14 protein-coding genes are annotated in these 14,819 nt (G+C 59.1%); 3 read left to right on the top strand and 11 right to left on the bottom strand.

The window, feature by feature from the left end; translation table 11 throughout:
• Nucleotides 1–64: 64 nt before the first annotated feature.
• From eno to DI396_RS00310, 3 genes are all read right to left on the bottom strand, one after another.
• Nucleotides 65–1,342 carry a phosphopyruvate hydratase gene (gene eno, locus DI396_RS00320; RefSeq protein ID WP_110794190.1) on the bottom strand — a complete coding sequence of 426 codons (1,278 nt, stop codon included), beginning with the start codon at nucleotides 1,340–1,342 and terminating at the stop codon, nucleotides 65–67.
• Nucleotides 1,343–1,469: 127 nt separating this feature from the next.
• Nucleotides 1,470–2,372: a DMT family transporter gene (locus tag DI396_RS00315; RefSeq protein ID WP_110794189.1), complete on the bottom strand. Its 903-nt coding sequence runs from the start codon at nucleotides 2,370–2,372 to the stop codon at nucleotides 1,470–1,472.
• A 154-nt stretch (nucleotides 2,373–2,526) separates the two neighbouring features.
• Entirely contained in the window at nucleotides 2,527–2,937 is a 411-nt protein-coding gene (locus tag DI396_RS00310; protein WP_110794188.1) for a Fur family transcriptional regulator, read from the bottom strand.
• A 641-nt stretch (nucleotides 2,938–3,578) separates the two neighbouring features.
• Between DI396_RS00310 and DI396_RS00305 the strand changes: the two genes are divergently transcribed.
• Nucleotides 3,579–4,889: a DEAD/DEAH box helicase gene (locus DI396_RS00305; RefSeq protein ID WP_110794779.1), complete on the top strand. Its 1,311-nt coding sequence runs from the start codon at nucleotides 3,579–3,581 to the stop codon at nucleotides 4,887–4,889.
• Nucleotides 4,890–4,969: 80 nt separating this feature from the next.
• Here the strand turns inward: DI396_RS00305 and DI396_RS00300 are convergent, their stop codons facing one another.
• The 3 genes from DI396_RS00300 to DI396_RS00290 form a co-directional block, all read right to left on the bottom strand.
• Nucleotides 4,970–5,764 carry an alpha/beta fold hydrolase gene (locus DI396_RS00300; RefSeq protein ID WP_235851686.1) on the bottom strand — a complete coding sequence of 265 codons (795 nt, stop codon included), beginning with the start codon at nucleotides 5,762–5,764 and terminating at the stop codon, nucleotides 4,970–4,972.
• Nucleotides 5,765–5,766: 2 nt separating this feature from the next.
• A complete protein-coding gene (locus tag DI396_RS00295; RefSeq protein ID WP_110794777.1) occupies nucleotides 5,767–7,050 on the bottom strand; it encodes a cation:proton antiporter in 1,284 nt (427 codons plus the stop codon).
• A 171-nt stretch (nucleotides 7,051–7,221) separates the two neighbouring features.
• Nucleotides 7,222–7,920: an endonuclease/exonuclease/phosphatase family protein gene (locus DI396_RS00290; RefSeq protein WP_110794187.1), complete on the bottom strand. Its 699-nt coding sequence runs from the start codon at nucleotides 7,918–7,920 to the stop codon at nucleotides 7,222–7,224.
• A 152-nt stretch (nucleotides 7,921–8,072) separates the two neighbouring features.
• Here DI396_RS00290 and DI396_RS00285 point away from each other — a divergent pair, with 152 nt between their 5' ends.
• Both DI396_RS00285 and DI396_RS00280 read left to right on the top strand, forming a co-directional pair.
• Complete coding sequence (locus tag DI396_RS00285; RefSeq protein WP_110794186.1) at nucleotides 8,073–8,708, top strand: DUF2238 domain-containing protein; 636 nt, start codon at nucleotides 8,073–8,075, stop codon at nucleotides 8,706–8,708.
• A 51-nt stretch (nucleotides 8,709–8,759) separates the two neighbouring features.
• A complete protein-coding gene (locus DI396_RS00280; RefSeq protein ID WP_110794185.1) occupies nucleotides 8,760–9,662 on the top strand; it encodes a DMT family transporter in 903 nt (300 codons plus the stop codon).
• Between the two features lie 29 nt (nucleotides 9,663–9,691).
• On the opposite strand, the gene DI396_RS00275 is transcribed toward DI396_RS00280, so the two are convergent.
• The 5 genes from DI396_RS00275 to mazG form a co-directional block, all read right to left on the bottom strand.
• A complete protein-coding gene (locus DI396_RS00275) occupies nucleotides 9,692–11,149 on the bottom strand; it encodes a protein adenylyltransferase SelO (RefSeq protein ID WP_110794184.1) in 1,458 nt (485 codons plus the stop codon).
• 31 nt (nucleotides 11,150–11,180) lie between these two features.
• Nucleotides 11,181–11,627: a GNAT family N-acetyltransferase gene (locus DI396_RS00270; protein WP_110794183.1), complete on the bottom strand. Its 447-nt coding sequence runs from the start codon at nucleotides 11,625–11,627 to the stop codon at nucleotides 11,181–11,183.
• Complete coding sequence (locus DI396_RS00265) at nucleotides 11,624–12,577, bottom strand: nucleoside hydrolase (RefSeq protein ID WP_110794776.1); 954 nt, start codon at nucleotides 12,575–12,577, stop codon at nucleotides 11,624–11,626. The genes DI396_RS00270 and DI396_RS00265 overlap by 4 nt, the downstream gene beginning before the upstream one ends.
• A gap of 276 nt (nucleotides 12,578–12,853) precedes the next feature.
• Nucleotides 12,854–13,864 carry a Fe(3+) ABC transporter substrate-binding protein gene (locus tag DI396_RS00260; RefSeq protein ID WP_407936285.1) on the bottom strand — a complete coding sequence of 337 codons (1,011 nt, stop codon included), beginning with the start codon at nucleotides 13,862–13,864 and terminating at the stop codon, nucleotides 12,854–12,856.
• 74 nt (nucleotides 13,865–13,938) lie between these two features.
• The gene (mazG, locus tag DI396_RS00255) at nucleotides 13,939–14,799 is read right to left on the bottom strand and encodes a nucleoside triphosphate pyrophosphohydrolase (RefSeq protein ID WP_110794775.1); all 861 of its coding nucleotides are present in this window, start codon (nucleotides 14,797–14,799) and stop codon (nucleotides 13,939–13,941) included.
• Between the last annotated feature and the right edge of the window lie 20 nt (nucleotides 14,800–14,819).

Here is a 14,819-nt window from a genome sequence, read left to right as displayed (position 1 = left end):
CGTTTGAGGGTTATGGTTGGCGCGGCGCGCCGGGGCATAGGCCCGGCATGCCCCTTACTCCGGCTTATCCTTTGAGGATCGTTGCGCCGGCGTATTCGGCGGTCTCGCCCAGCAATTCTTCGATACGGATCAATTGGTTATATTTGGCCAAACGGTCCGAGCGCGACAGCGATCCGGTTTTGATTTGTCCGCAATTGGTGGCGACGGCCAAATCGGCAATCGTGGCGTCTTCGGTTTCGCCCGAACGGTGCGACATGACGTTGGTATAGCGCGCGCGATGCGCCATATCGACGGCCTTGAGCGTTTCGGTCAATGTGCCGATCTGGTTCACCTTCACCAACATCGAGTTGGCGCAGCCCTTGGCGATCCCGTCAGCAAGACGTTCGGGGTTGGTCACGAACAAATCATCGCCGACCAATTGAATTTTGTCGCCGATTTTCTCGGTGAGCAGTTTCCACCCGTCCCAATCGTCTTCGTCGCAGCCGTCTTCGATCGAGATGATCGGATAATCATTCACGAGCGCGGCAAGGTAATCGACGTTTTCGGCAGAGCTGAGCGATTTGCCTTCGCCCTTCAATTCATATTTGCCGTCTTTGAAATATTCGGACGCGGCGCAATCCAGCGCGAGGTAGATGTCTTTGCCCGGCGTATAGCCCGCCTTTTCAATGGCTTTCATGACGAAATCCAATGCATCACGGGTCGAGGCGAGATTCGGGGCAAAGCCGCCTTCATCGCCGATACCGGTGTTGTGGCCGGCTGCCGAGAGCTCCTTTTTCAGCGTGTGAAACACCTCGGCGCCCATGCGGATCGCCTCTTTCACATTGGCGGCCGAAACCGGCATGATCATGAATTCCTGGATGTCGATGGGGTTGTCGGCATGTTCGCCGCCGTTGATGATATTCATCATTGGCACCGGCAAAACCCGCGCCGAAGTGCCGCCGATATAGCGGAACAAAGGTTGTGCCGTGTAATCGGCAGCGGCTTTGGCCACGGCCAGCGACACGCCAAGGATCGCGTTGGCGCCAAGGCGGGCCTTGTTCGGGGTGCCGTCCAATTCGAGCATCGCCAGATCAATGGCAACCTGTTCGGTCACGTCAAACCCGACGAGGGCTTCGGCGATCTCGCCATTGACGGCGGCGACGGCTTCCAACACGCCTTTGCCGAGGTAGCGATCTTTGTCACCATCGCGCTTTTCGACGGCCTCATAGGCACCGGTTGAGGCCCCCGACGGCACGGCCGCGCGGCCCAATGTGCCGTCTTCCAAAATCACGTCGACTTCGACGGTGGGGTTGCCCCGACTGTCGAGGATTTCGCGGGCGAGAATGTCGATGATGATGCTCATGAGGCGGGTCCCTTTGGATGATCGCAAACTATGTTGCCGCGCTTCTAACCTCCCTTTGTAACAAGGAAAAGGGGCAGGGAAGGGGGTTTGCGCTACCAACGGCGCCAATGGGGAGGAAAAGCCGGGATTAGCCCTGTGATCGGGCTCTTTGTGCGGCTTTGCGGGCCTGTTTGCGCAGCCGCGCCTCGCGGATCAAGGTAAACAGGCCAGAGGCGACAATGATCACGCCGCCGATCACCGTCCACATATCGGGCACTTCGCCGAAGACAAAAAATCCGATGATTATCGCAAAGATCAGCCGCGAATACCGAAAGGGTGTGACCACGGCGATATCGCCGATCCGCATGGCGGCCACGATGGCGTAATAGCCGCATACCCCCATGACAATCGCGCCGCAGAGCGCGCCCAGATGTGCGGCTTGCGGCAAGGCCGACGGGCCATCAGCAAAAGCGATCATCGCGGCGCCCACCGGCACCACCGACACAAAGCCATAGGTCGACAATTGCATCGAACTGACCGAACTGGGCACCGCGCGGGTGGCCAGATCGCGGATCGCAAGCCCGATGACGCCTTGCACCGCAAAAAGCGAAGCCGGTTCAAACCCGTCCAACCCCGGTTGCACGATCAGCAAAACGCCGCCAAAGCCGATCAAAATCGCCAGCCAGCGTCGCCATCCAACCTCGGCGCCCAAAAACAATGCCGCGCCTAGGGTGACGACCAAAGGATTGGCTTGCAAAATTGCCGAGGCCGAGGCCAGCGGCGTCAGGGCAATCGCCGTGACAAACCCCATGGTGCCGATCATTTCGCCAATATTGCGCAGCATCACCGCGCGGCTGAAAAACACCCGGCTCAACAGCCGTTCGCGCCGGTATATGGTCGCCAAGGCAAACACGCTGCCGCCGCCCAAACCCAGCACAACAAGGATCACACCGATGGATAAATCCGCCGATAGGGTTTTGATGAACAGGTCCTCCAGAGCAAAGAGGAGCATGGCCATCACCATGATGATCGCGCCGCGTGAGTTTTCCATGAAAGGTACTTTTCGGGTAGGGTCGGGACCCCGACCGTAGGAGCGCGGCGCGTGAAAGGATAGTCCCGTAAAGCTACGGTGGCTTGGTCTTTGCGCCACTTTTGCCGCATCGGGTAAAATGACGCTTGCACCGCGGCGGGCAAAATCCTGCGGGCTATTTCAATTTGGTGCCGTATAATTCCAAACGGTGCCCTTTGAGGGAATAGCCCAACCGCCGTGCGATTTTCTCTTGCAGGGCTTCAATCTCCGGATCGACAAATTCGATTACGCGGCCGGTTTCCAAATCGATCAAATGGTCGTGGTGATCGCGGTCAGCATCTTCATACCGCGCGCGTCCGTCGCCAAAATCGACCTTTTCCAAAATGCCGGTTTCTTCAAACAGCTTTACCGTCCGATACACCGTTGCAATAGAAATATTTGGGTCAATGCCGCTGGCGCGGGCATAAAGCTCCTCGACATCGGGATGATCATGCGCGGCTTCCAAAACGGTGGCAATGGTTCGGCGTTGTCCGGTCATGCGCAATCCGGCGGTTTCGCAGCGGTCGATGATCGTGGTGTCGGGCATGGGCGGTCTCTTAGGTCACATGCGGCAGAGATAACGCGCCAGTCCGCTCAAGACCAGAGGGTTTTATAGGAAAGCGCGCGCCGCGTGATTGGCGCATGCGCCTGAATATGGCGGCGTCTTATGTGGGCTACAGACGCGCTTAAGGGGCAGTCCGCACCGCGCCGCGTGCGCGTCGAAGTGCGCAGGGCATCGGCAGAGGCTTGTACCGCGCCGCCATCTGTGCCGCAGCGCAGCAGTTGACTTTGCTCCCGCGCTGCGCCATATGCCCTCTATCCGATGCTTTCTGCCGCGTGAGCAGATGCCACCGCCAAAGCGGACGCCGCCAGCCCAAACGGGCACCTCGTGCGGCACGGTTCAGTAGAGCATTCGGTGTTGATCCCAAAATCACGCGTGGGTCCGAAGCGTATCGGCGGCGGCGGGGCAATCCGGCCCATCGTCAGTCTATGCGCAACCCCTCTGATCTCCGGCGCATTCCGCGCTTGGGGGCGCTTTTGGATTTTCGCGCGCAAACCCGCGCGCCAAGGATAAATATGACTGACAACACACACACACATGATGCGGATATGCACGATCAAAACAGTGACAGCATCCATATCAATGATGAAGACAAACCGCAGACCGGCGGCAACCCCTTTGAAATGATGGGCTTGCCCGTCAAATTAGTGCAGCGCCTGACCGAATTGGGCATTACCGAACCCACGCCGATTCAAACCCGCGCCATTCCGCATGCGCTCGACGGGCGCGACGTGATGGGATTGGCCCAAACCGGCACCGGTAAAACCGCCGCCTTTGGTTTGCCGCTGATTACCATGCTTTTGCGTGAAGGGGGCCGGCCCGAACCCAAATCGGTGCGCGGCTTGATCCTCGCACCGACCCGCGAATTGGCCAACCAAATCCGCGACAACCTCGCGGGGCTTGTCGGCAAAAGCCACATTCGCGTCGCCGTGGTCGTCGGCGGGCAATCGATCAACACGCAAATCAAGCGCCTCGAACGCGGTGTTGATTTGCTCATCGCCACGCCGGGCCGTTTGATCGACCTTTTGGATCGTCGTGCCCTGCGCCTCGACAAAGCGCGCTTTTTGGTGCTCGACGAGGCCGATCAGATGCTTGACCTCGGCTTTATCCATTCGCTGCGCAAGATTGCCGCGTTGCTGCCGTCCGAACGTCAAACCATGCTGTTTTCGGCCACGATGCCAAAACAGATGAACGAACTGGCCTCAAGTTACCTCAAAGATCCGGTGCGCGTGCAGGTGTCCCCCCCCGGCAAGGCCGCCGATAAGGTTACCCAAGAGGTGCACTTCATCGCCAAATCCGAGAAAACCAACCTTTTGATCGAGTTGATCGACAAGCACCGTGGTGAATTGGCTTTGGTGTTTGGTCGCACCAAACATGGCTGTGAAAAGCTGATGAAAACCTTGGAAAAGGCCGGATTTGCCGCCGGCGCAATTCACGGCAACAAAAGCCAAGGCCAGCGTGAGCGCGCTTTGCAGGCGTTCCGTGAAGGCAAGATCAAGGTTCTTGTGGCCACGGATGTGGCGGCGCGCGGGCTTGATATTCCCGATGTGCGGCACGTTTACAATTATGACCTGCCCAATGTGCCGGATAACTATGTTCACCGGATTGGCCGCACCGCGCGCGCCGGTGCGGATGGCGCGGCCATCGCGTTTTGCGCCCCCGATGAGATGGATGAATTGAAGGCGATCCAGAAGGTGATGAAAACCTCGATCCCGGTGGCCTCGGGTCGTCCGTGGGAGGCAATGGATATTCCGCCGAAAGCCAAAGGTGGTGGTGGACGTGGCCGCAATGGCGGCGGCGGCGGCCGTGGGCGCGGCGGTCCGCGCGGCGGCGGTGCTGGCGGTGCGAAACCCCAAGGCGCAGGCAAGCCGGGCGGCCAACGCCGTCGGCGCAGCGGCGGCGGAAATCGCGGCAATGGCGGCGGTGCCGCAGCCTAACCTTGCCGCGACACAGCAGACAAAAGCGCAGCCTTCGGGTTGCGCTTTTTCTTTTGCGGCTCATGGGGTGCGCGGCATTTCTAACGTGGTTTGACGTTCGATGCGCCAGTTTTCAAAAACGACAGGGTCGCATCGATCACCTCGCCGTTCATCATCATCCACGTATGGGACACCGGCAGGATGATCTTTTCCTTGGCCTTCATCGCAAAGGCCGAGGTGACCGAGACCTTCCCATCATTGTCGCCCTCGATCAGCGCCGAATAAACCGGATTGAGCGAGATCGATCCGGCAATCAACAAGGCATCCATCGGCAGGGCATCGGGTAATTTCGCGGGCGTTCCGTTTGGTCCCGTCGCAAGCTCCAATCCCGCAGGACCGTTGATCACTGCAAAGAGATCCCACGCTCCGAATGTGTCGACGATCTCTGATCCGCCGTTTGGTGCTCCCAAAAGCACCGCGCGCCCGGCCTTTGGTATCGCGTGCTCTGCCGCCCATCGGCGCAGCAAGATCCCGCCCATCGAATGGGTGACAAAATGGATGTGAGGCGCATCCCGGCAACCCGCGATCGCAGGTGGCAAATAGGCCTTGGCCAAGGACGCGATCGGCGCGTCTGTTGACGGGTAGTTGACGTTCACCACCGTAAAACCCGCGCGGCGAAGCCGCCGCTCCATCACATTCATCGAGCTTGAGGAGCGCGCCAAACCGTGCAGTAAAATCACGCAGTCCGCCGTAGCATTTTCTGCAACGCTAGCCACAGTACTGGCCGCAACACTGGCCACAGCAGGATCCTGCTGCGCCGTCATTGGCGCCGCAAATGTCATGCTCGCAAACGCCGCCGCCCCAAAGGCCGCCAATCGCCGTGTAAAGCCAGCCATGATCACATCAGATCCGGCTCGCGCCCATAGCGGTTGGCCAGTTTAGTGACTGTTAAGCCCTGAATAATAATGGAAAAAATAACAACCATATAGGTCGCGGTCAGGATCAAAGGTTTCCATTCACCCTCGGGCAGAGACAGCGCCAGGGCCACGGAAATCCCGCCTTTCAATCCCCCCCATGTCATGATCGGGATCACCCCGCCAGAAAACGCGCGGAAAGGTTGCAGGAGCAAAACTGGCACCGCCACTGCCGTCAACCGACCAATCAACGCCAATGCAATCGAGGCCGCGCCTGCAACGATCAAATCAAACTCGAAGGCAACGGCGAAGACCTCGAACCCGATCATCAAGAAAAGAACCGCGTTCAAAATCTCGTCGATCATCTTCCAGAACCCATCAACATAGCGCCGGGTTTCGTCGCTCATGCCGTATTTGCTGCCCACATCCCCGATCAGCAACCCGGCGCAAACCGCCATGATCGGGGCGGAAATATGCAAGGCCACGGCCAGTTCATATCCGCCAAACGCAAGGCCGAGAGTGATCAACACCTCAAGCGCGTAATCGTCGATCTGTCGCATCACGCGGAAGGTCATCCAACCCAAAGCAATGCCCAAAATCGCGCCGCCAAACGCCTCTTTCACGAAGAGTAGTGCCGCGTCGGTCAGTATAGCGGCCTCTGCGTTGCCGTGCCCGGCGCCCGGATCGGCCCCATGGCCAGAGATCGACGGAAAGGCGATGCCCACCAAGACCAAGAACACCACATAGCCAACGCCATCGTTAAAAAGGCTCTCACCCGCGATCTTTGTTTCCAATGATTTGCGCAGGTTCGCTTCGCGCAGAACCCCCAACACCGCCACCGGATCGGTGGGCGAGATCAGCGCGCCGAACACCAAGGCAATCGCCAAGGGCATCCCCGTCAACCATGAAAACCCGAACCCCACGACCGCCGTTGACAACCCGACCCCCAGCGTTGCCATCAATACCACGACACGCCATTGCGCGCGTAGATCCGACAGCTTGACATGCATTGCCCCGGCAAAGAGCATAAGCCCCAACATGCCCTCCAAAAGCGCATCTGAGAAATCCACGCTCATCACCGTGCGGCGCATTTCATCGGCCATGTTGAGCGCCGGAAATAACATATCCAAACCGAGCAACACTATCGAGGCCAGCAAGGCGACGACCAAAACCCCGATTGCGGAGGGCAGTTTCAAAAACAGATAGTTGATCGCCCCGAAGGCTCCCGCGAGCACAATCAACGCCGAAGCAATTTGTAGTACCGTCATGATGTTTTCCTGTTCCCTACGGCGGCTGATATCCCGCGCGGATACCTCCGCCATGCGACCAAAAGGGTCGAGGTCGCCCCTATGTTATATAGTGCATCGTTGTATTTTCTATAAAATCCTGCGCCGCGTTTTACGGCGGGTGGGCGGAGGCCGCATATGCAAGAACCGGTGTTATCCACGCTGCAGATCCACCCAAACGGGCAAATGGTCCGATGCGATATGTGCCGGTCGCACCCGGTGTACGCCTTGATCTTTGGCGGTTAGGTCATCTGACAGGCCAAAGCGATCCAGGGCCGCCACCGGACGCAGCGCCGGAAAACTTGGCTTGCTTGGCAAAAACCGCAGGCTCTGCGCCATGGTGTCCAGGGCGCGCAGCGATCCCCACTCGTTGCAATCCCCGGCCAGAACTGTCGGCATTGGTGGCAGCTCGCGTAAATGTCGTTCGACCGCCGCAATTTGCATCACCCGGTAGCGCCGGATCAATCCCAAATGCACCCCGATAACCCGCAAAGGCCCGATGGAGGTTTGCACATCGGCCCGAATGGCGCCACGCGGCTCCAATCCGGGCAGGTCGACATGCGCCGTTTCTATCACCTGCACCGAGTCGCGCAGCAGCATCGCATTGCCATGCCACCCCAAGGACGCGCCGTGTTCACCAAAATCCACCACGCGCCATCCTTCGTCCTCAACCATCGCATGGGGCAGGGCGGCAGGGCGCGGCGGCAGGCGTTTGTCGGCCTCTTGCAACACGGTGATTTCGGCACCGATATGGCCAATCACCTGTAGGATACGCTCGGGCCTGCGCCGCAGGTCAAGCCCGACACATTTTTGTAGATTGTAACTGGCGATGCGAAGCGAGGGGGGTTCCATTGGCGCAAATCAACCACGAGCACGAGACAAGAGCAAGAGCTCCCGAACCGCCACGGGCCGCCTTGCATAATTGTTGTGCCGCAAAAGGCTTACTTACGGGCATGACCGGCCCTATATTGGTTAGGTGCCGATCAATAGGAGGCCCGTATCCCGTGTTCAAAGACCAAAGCCCCCTCGTGAAACTGATTTGGGCCGCTCTGGCGTTTTTTGCCGCCTATGCTTTGATCAGTGGGCGGTGGGAATTGGCCTTTGTGGCGATTGTTACGGGATTGCTGTCTTTGGTGCCGATTGCCTTGGCCCGCTGGGTGCAGATCGAAATGCCGCGGATTTTCATCGTGATCAGCACCGCCTTCATTGGTGGGACGCTGTTTCTGGGCGAGGCATTTGATTTCTATAACCGGTTCTGGTGGTGGGATATCCTGTTGCATGGCGGCAGTGCCATGGTCTTCGGTCTGACGGGATTTGTTCTTGTTTTCATGATGTTCCAAGGCAATCGTTTCGCCGCCCCACATATTGCCATTGCATTTTTCGCCTTCTGTTTCGCCATGACGATTGGTGCGATGTGGGAGGTTTTCGAATTTTCCATGGATCAGACGATCGGCACCAATATGCAAAAATCCGGTCTTGTGGATACGATGACCGATCTCATCGTTGACGCGATCGGTGCCTTCATTGGCGCAAGCAGCGGGTATGGGTATCTCAAGGGGCGTGATTACGGCGGATTGGGCGGGTTGATTGAGGATTTCGTTGCCCGCAATCCGCAGCTGTTCCGCAATTGGCGCAAATAGACCGGGGTGCATGCTCTTGACGCCGCCGCGCCTCTGGGCTCCTGTGGCGCCATGGAAAGACGCGATAGAGTAGACGCCCTTGGCGCATCGGGGTTGATTGCCTTCGCGATCATACTCGCTTTTAATCAGGTGGTGATCAAGCTGACCAATGCTGGTATTCAACCGGTGTTTTCGGCCGGGTTGCGCTCGATCGGGGCGCTTGTCGTTTTGTTGATCTGGATGCGGCTGCGCGGCATCGCAATCCATACGCCCCGCATCGCAATAGGGGCGGGGGTGATTTCGGGGCTGTTGTTCACCGCTGAATTCACCGGCCTGTTTTGGGCGCTCGATCACACCAGCGTCAGCCGCGCCAGCATCATTTTTTACTCCATGCCCGTGCATCTGTGCATCATGGCGCATTTCTGGCTTCCCGACGAGCGGATTACTCCGATGCGCGCCGCCGGATTGGGGCTGGCCATGGCGGGAGTGATTTGGGTTTTATTCGACCGCTCGGCGGGCGTGAGTCAGGGGCAGGCGAGCCTGATTGGCGATCTTGCCGCGCTTGCTGCGGCGCTCGGATGGGCGGGCATTGCAATGATGGCGCGGCGCTCGGCACTGTCCGCGTTGCGCCCCGAAATGCAACTTTTCTGGCAACTGGCGGTGTCATCCGTTTGCCTGATGGCGCTGGCGCCGCTCTTTGGTCCGTTGATCCGCGACTTCACGCCGGTGTTTTTGCTTGGTCTCGGCTATCAGGTGGTCTTGGTCGCCAGCATGGGGTTCCTGTTCTGGTTCTTTTTACTGACGATCTATCCGGCCTCCGGTGTGGCCAGTTTCAGCTTCCTGTCGCCGGTGTTTTCGGTGATCTTCGGCTGGATGGTTCTGGGTGAGCCGCTGAGCCTTGATGTGATGGGGGCGCTTTGTTTGGTGGCGTTGGGGATCGTGTTGATCAACCGCAGGCCGCGTATGCCATCATGATTTGAAAGCAACGTCCTATGCGGCGCGGATCATGTGCCGCAATAGGTGGCTCCGACCACTTCGGAGGGCGCGGGTGGGCGCATCAGATCGGCAAAATGCGCATCTTCGCTGAAGGGGGCGGAACAGGCTTTCATCAACCGGTGGAAAGGGCTCATATCCCCTTCAACTGCGGATGCGATCATCGCCTCGACGCGATGATTGCGTGGGATCAAAGCAGGGTTGACCGCCGACATCGCCGCGCGGGTCTCTGGGCTGGGCGCGCCTTGTGCGTCCAATCCGCCTTGCAGCGCGAGTCGAACGTGCCAGCGGGCGCGCCAGGCGTCCAATGCCGCGCGGTCCGCGATGTGATCTTCCACCGCGCCGCTGCCCAAGGCGCGGAATGTATTGGTGAAATCCGATTGGTTCGCTTGCATCAGGGCCAGAAAATCCGCGATCAAATCATGGTCTTCGGCCTCGGCACCGCGCAGCCCCAATTTGGCGCGGAACCTTGCCGTCCATGCGGTCTCGATCAGGGCGGGCATAGCATTGACGGTTTCGGTGAATATTTCGACGGCCAGCTGTTGATCCGGCATCAAAGGGATCAACGACGACGCCAGTTGCGCCATGTTCCACGGGATCACCGCCGATTGGTTGTCATAGGCATAGCGGCCTTGGGTATCGATCGAACTAAACACCGTAACCGGATGATATACATCCATAAAGGCGCAGGGACCGTAATCAATCGTCTCGCCGCTGATTGACGTATTATCGGTGTTCATCACCCCGTGGATAAATCCAAGCGACAGCCAATGCGCGACCAATTCGGCCTGCCGTGCGATCACTGATTTGAGGAACTCATGCGGATCCCCCGCATCCGGCGCATGGCGGGCGCGGGCATATTCATAAAGCTGGCGCAGCTCCGGCAGCATTTGCCGCGCGGCGAAATATTGAAACGTACCGACGCGCAGATGGCTGCTGGCCACACGGGTCAACACCGCGCCGGGTAACGCGCCGGTCATTGAACCGGTGGCCCGCATGACCTGCGTGCCCGTTGCCACAGCGGCCAGCGCCCGTGTGGTCGGCACGCCAAGCGCATGCATGGCTTCGCTGAGTAAATATTCGCGCAAAACCGGACCAAGCCACGCAAACCCGTCACCGCCGCGTGAAAACGGCGTGCGGCCAGAGCCTTTGAGCGCAATGTCGCGCCGTGTCCCTTGGCGATCAATCACCTCTCCCAAGAGCACCGCGCGCCCGTCCCCGAGTTGCGGCGAGAAGCCGCCAAACTGGTGACCGGCATAGGCCTGCGCAATCGGATCGGCCCCCTGTGGCAGGGCATTGCCGGAAAAAACCTCCGCCAGATCCTCCTCCGCGTCCCGTGTAATCCCGAGATCCGCAGCCAACCCGTCGTTCCACGCCAAAAGCCGCGGCGCTGGTGCGTGGGCGGGCATTTGGCGCGCATAAAACGGTGCAGGCAGGGCGGCATAGCTGTTGTCGAAAGAGATTTTCATGAAGCACCAGATAGGGCCGCGCACAGATCAATCAAAGATAGCGGGTCATCAACGAATAGTCGTCGCGCGGGGTGAAATGCAGTTTTTTATAGAGCGAGCGCGCACGGGCATCATCGCGGCGCACTTCAAGATGGAGCGCCTTGAGGCCCGCACCGGCAAGGGCCTTGGGTAGGGAGAGCAGAACTTCGGAGCCAAGGCCACGGCTGCGCACACCGGCGCGAATGTAGATTTCGTCGATAAACCCGTCCATTCCGCCCAATTCAATCGACCAGCCGAAACAAATCACCACATAGCCGATCGGCGAGCGTTGCGGCCCGATCAAATAGGCCACGCCAAGAGGAGAACCCGCCAGCAGCGGCGCAACCGCGTCGGCGCGGGCCTCATCGCCGAGCGTGATCCCGACTTCGCGGTGAAAGGCAGCCATCATCGGCAACAAACGTGGCGCGTCATCGGGGGTGGCAAGATGCAAGGCGGTCATAGGCGGGCCAACCGATCCGTCAGCAGGGCAAAAAAACCGTCGGCATCCAGGTCGCCCATAAACAGCGCATTGGGCGCGCGGCCGGTGACGCCCCACCAATCGGCCACCGTCATGCCCAAGGTCAATTCGGACATGGTTTCGATCTCGACGTTGATATGGCGGCCGGTGAAAAGCTCCGGCGCGATCAGATAGGCGGTGACGCAGGGATCGTGCAGCGGCGCCCCGGAAGAGCCGTATTTTTCACGGTCATAGCGTTCGAAAAAATCGGTCATTTGCGCCGCTGCGACCCCGACCGGATTGCCCAAGGCGCGAAAGGCGTCATTGCGCGCGGCGGTGACCAGAGCCTTATGGGTCACATCCAGCGGCATCACCACCAATGGAATGCCGGATTTAAAAACAATATCAGCAGCATGCGGATCGACGTAAATGTTGAACTCGGCGGTGGGTGTGACGTTGCCCACCTCGAAATAAGCGCCGCCCATGATCACAATTTCTTGCACGCGGGGGATTATGTCGGGGGCCTTGCGAAAGGCCAAGGCAAGATTGGTGAGCGGCCCGAGCGCGCAAAGCGTCACGGTGCCGGAATTGGCGGCCCGCAGGGTGTCGATGATGAAATCGACGGCGTGGGCCTCTTGCAAGGGCATCACCGGATCGGGCAGGTCAGGGCCATCAAGACCGGATTTGCCATGCACGTGCTCTGCCGTCACCAACGTCCGGTCCAGCGGGCGGTCACATCCGGCATAGACTTTCACATCCGGCTTTCCGGCCAATTCGCACACCTTGCGGGCATTCACCTGCGTCAACGCCAAAGGCACATTGCCGGCCACGGCCGTGATTCCCAAAATCTCGATTTCTTCGGGGCTGGCCAAGGCTAGAAGAATCGCCATCGCGTCGTCCTGACCGGGGTCGGTATCGATGATGATGTGGCGCAACGGGCGGGCAGAGATCATGGCGCTTGGCATCCTTTTGCGGGGCGGGCGACGTGGGGCAGGGTGTTCGAAACGCGCGAGGTTCTGCGCCGTTGCCGCACAGTGCCGCCCGCGCGGTGCGATGTCCAGAACCCGCGCGCCCCGGTGGGGGATATTTGCCGATAACCAGAGGCGGCGCGCCCCGCCGCAGATGTCCAGAAAAAGATAAGGCGGCCCGCGAGTGGTGCGGACCGCCTCAATGGGCGCCAAGGGGCCTGTAGATTACCCTCGGTGCGTCATGAGGGCGAATTAGCGGGGTTATCCGTCGAAATCAACCTGTTCTATCAATTTCAATGCCGCAGGCCGCAGACGGGCAAGTTCCATCAAATCGGCTTGGTCTGCGGTGAAGCTGCCCCAGCTTTCGACCAGCGGATCTGCCTTGGTGCCTTCTGCGACGGGATACTCATAATTCGCCTCGGCATAGATTTTCTGTGCTTGGGGAGAGGTGAGAAACTCCATCATTTTCAAGGCATTGTCGCGGTGCGGCGCATGTTTCGTCATGGCCACGCCGGAAATGTTCACATGCGCGCCGCCGTTTTCAAAGGTCGGGAACACGATGCGGACGCTGTCGGCCCATTCCTTTTGCTCGGGATCGTTGACCATCTGTCCCATGTAATAGGTGTTGCCAATGGAAATGTCGCATTCCCCGGCCCAGATCGCCTTGACCTGCGCGCGGTCATTGCCTTGCGGTTTGCGCGCAAGGTTGGCTTTGACCCCCTCAAGCCATGTTTTTGTTTCCGCCTCGCCATGGTGCAACAAATAGGCCGAGGTCAGCGCGACGTTATAGGCATGGGTGCCCGAACGGGTGCAAATCCGGCCTTTCCATTTCGGATCGGCAAGGTCCTCGTATGTGGTCACTTCGCCCTCTGCAACGCGGTCGCGCGAGGCATAGACAATACGTGCCCGGGTGGTCAGACCCCACCATTGGTTGTCCGGATCATGATATTGTGCCGGCACATTGGCGGTCAGCGTGGCGCTTTCTACGGGTTGGGTCAAACCGGCTTCGACCACGGCAGCAAGCCGCGCGATGTCAACGGTCAACACCAGGTCGGCAGGGGAGCGTTTGCCCTCGGCCACGAGCCGTTCGACCATGCCTTTTGCGAGATAGGCAACATTGACCTTGATGCCGGTCTCATTGGTAAAGGCATCGGTCAGCGGCGCAAGCAACTCGGGTTGGCGATAGGAATAAAGATTGACCTCATCTGCCTGAACAGCGCCGGAAAGCGCGGGCAGGGTGGCGGCCGTTAGAATCGCAAGTCGTGTGAACATGAGAAACCTCATTTTGAGTATTGCTGTTGCCTGCCTTAAACCCGACTATTTTTGTCGGGTCAATGCCAAATGGCTCATGTCTTGTCAGATTTCTCTTCGCGCTTTACCGCGTCCCAAAACCCGTCCATCTCAGTAAGGTCGGATTGTGCCGGGGTTTTGCCAATCTCGGCCAATTTCGCTTCGACGCCGCGAAACCGGCGGGTGAACTTGTCATTGGCGGCGCGCAATGCCACCTCGGGATCAAGGCCAAGATGCCGCCCGAGATTGGCCATCACAAACAACAGATCGCCATATTCTTCTTCGATTTCAACTTGGGTGAGGCGCTCGCGTGCCTCGGCCAATTCCTGCGCTTCCTCGACGATTTTATCGGTGACATCGGCAATATCGGGCCAATCGAACCCGACCCGCGCCGCCCGTTTTTGCAATTTTTCCGCCCGCATCAAGGCCGGAAGGCCAAGCGCCACGTCATCAAGCGCACCGGCTGCGCCGCTTTGTGCGCGCTCGGCGGCTTTGATGGCCTCCCAATCGCGGGTCTGCTGCGCGGCGGATTTGTCGCGGCTTTCATTGCCAAAAACATGCGGGTGGCGGGCGAGCATTTTATCGCTGATCCCATCGGCCACATCCTCGAAGTTAAAAAGCCCCTGATCCTCGGCGATCTGCGCGTGAAACACTGATTGCAGCAGCAAATCCCCCAGCTCTTTTTTCAGCTCGTTCATATCACCGCGCTCGATCGCATCAGCGACTTCATAGGCTTCTTCAATGGTATAGCGGGCAATCGATGCGAAATCCTGCTCGATATCCCAAGGGCACCCATGGTCAGGATCACGCAACGCCCGCATGATCGCCCGCAAACGCGGCATGCCGCCTTTGGGATCAAAAATCAGTGGATTGTGCTCGGGACGGAACGTCGGATCGGTTGGGGGCGTTTGAGGCATTGCGGCGGTTCCCTTATTGC

The organism is Litorivita pollutaquae (assembly GCF_003205515.1).
GTDB classification, from domain to species: domain Bacteria; phylum Pseudomonadota; class Alphaproteobacteria; order Rhodobacterales; family Rhodobacteraceae; genus Litorivita; species Litorivita pollutaquae.
This window is presented reverse-complemented; position numbering and strand designations above follow the sequence as displayed.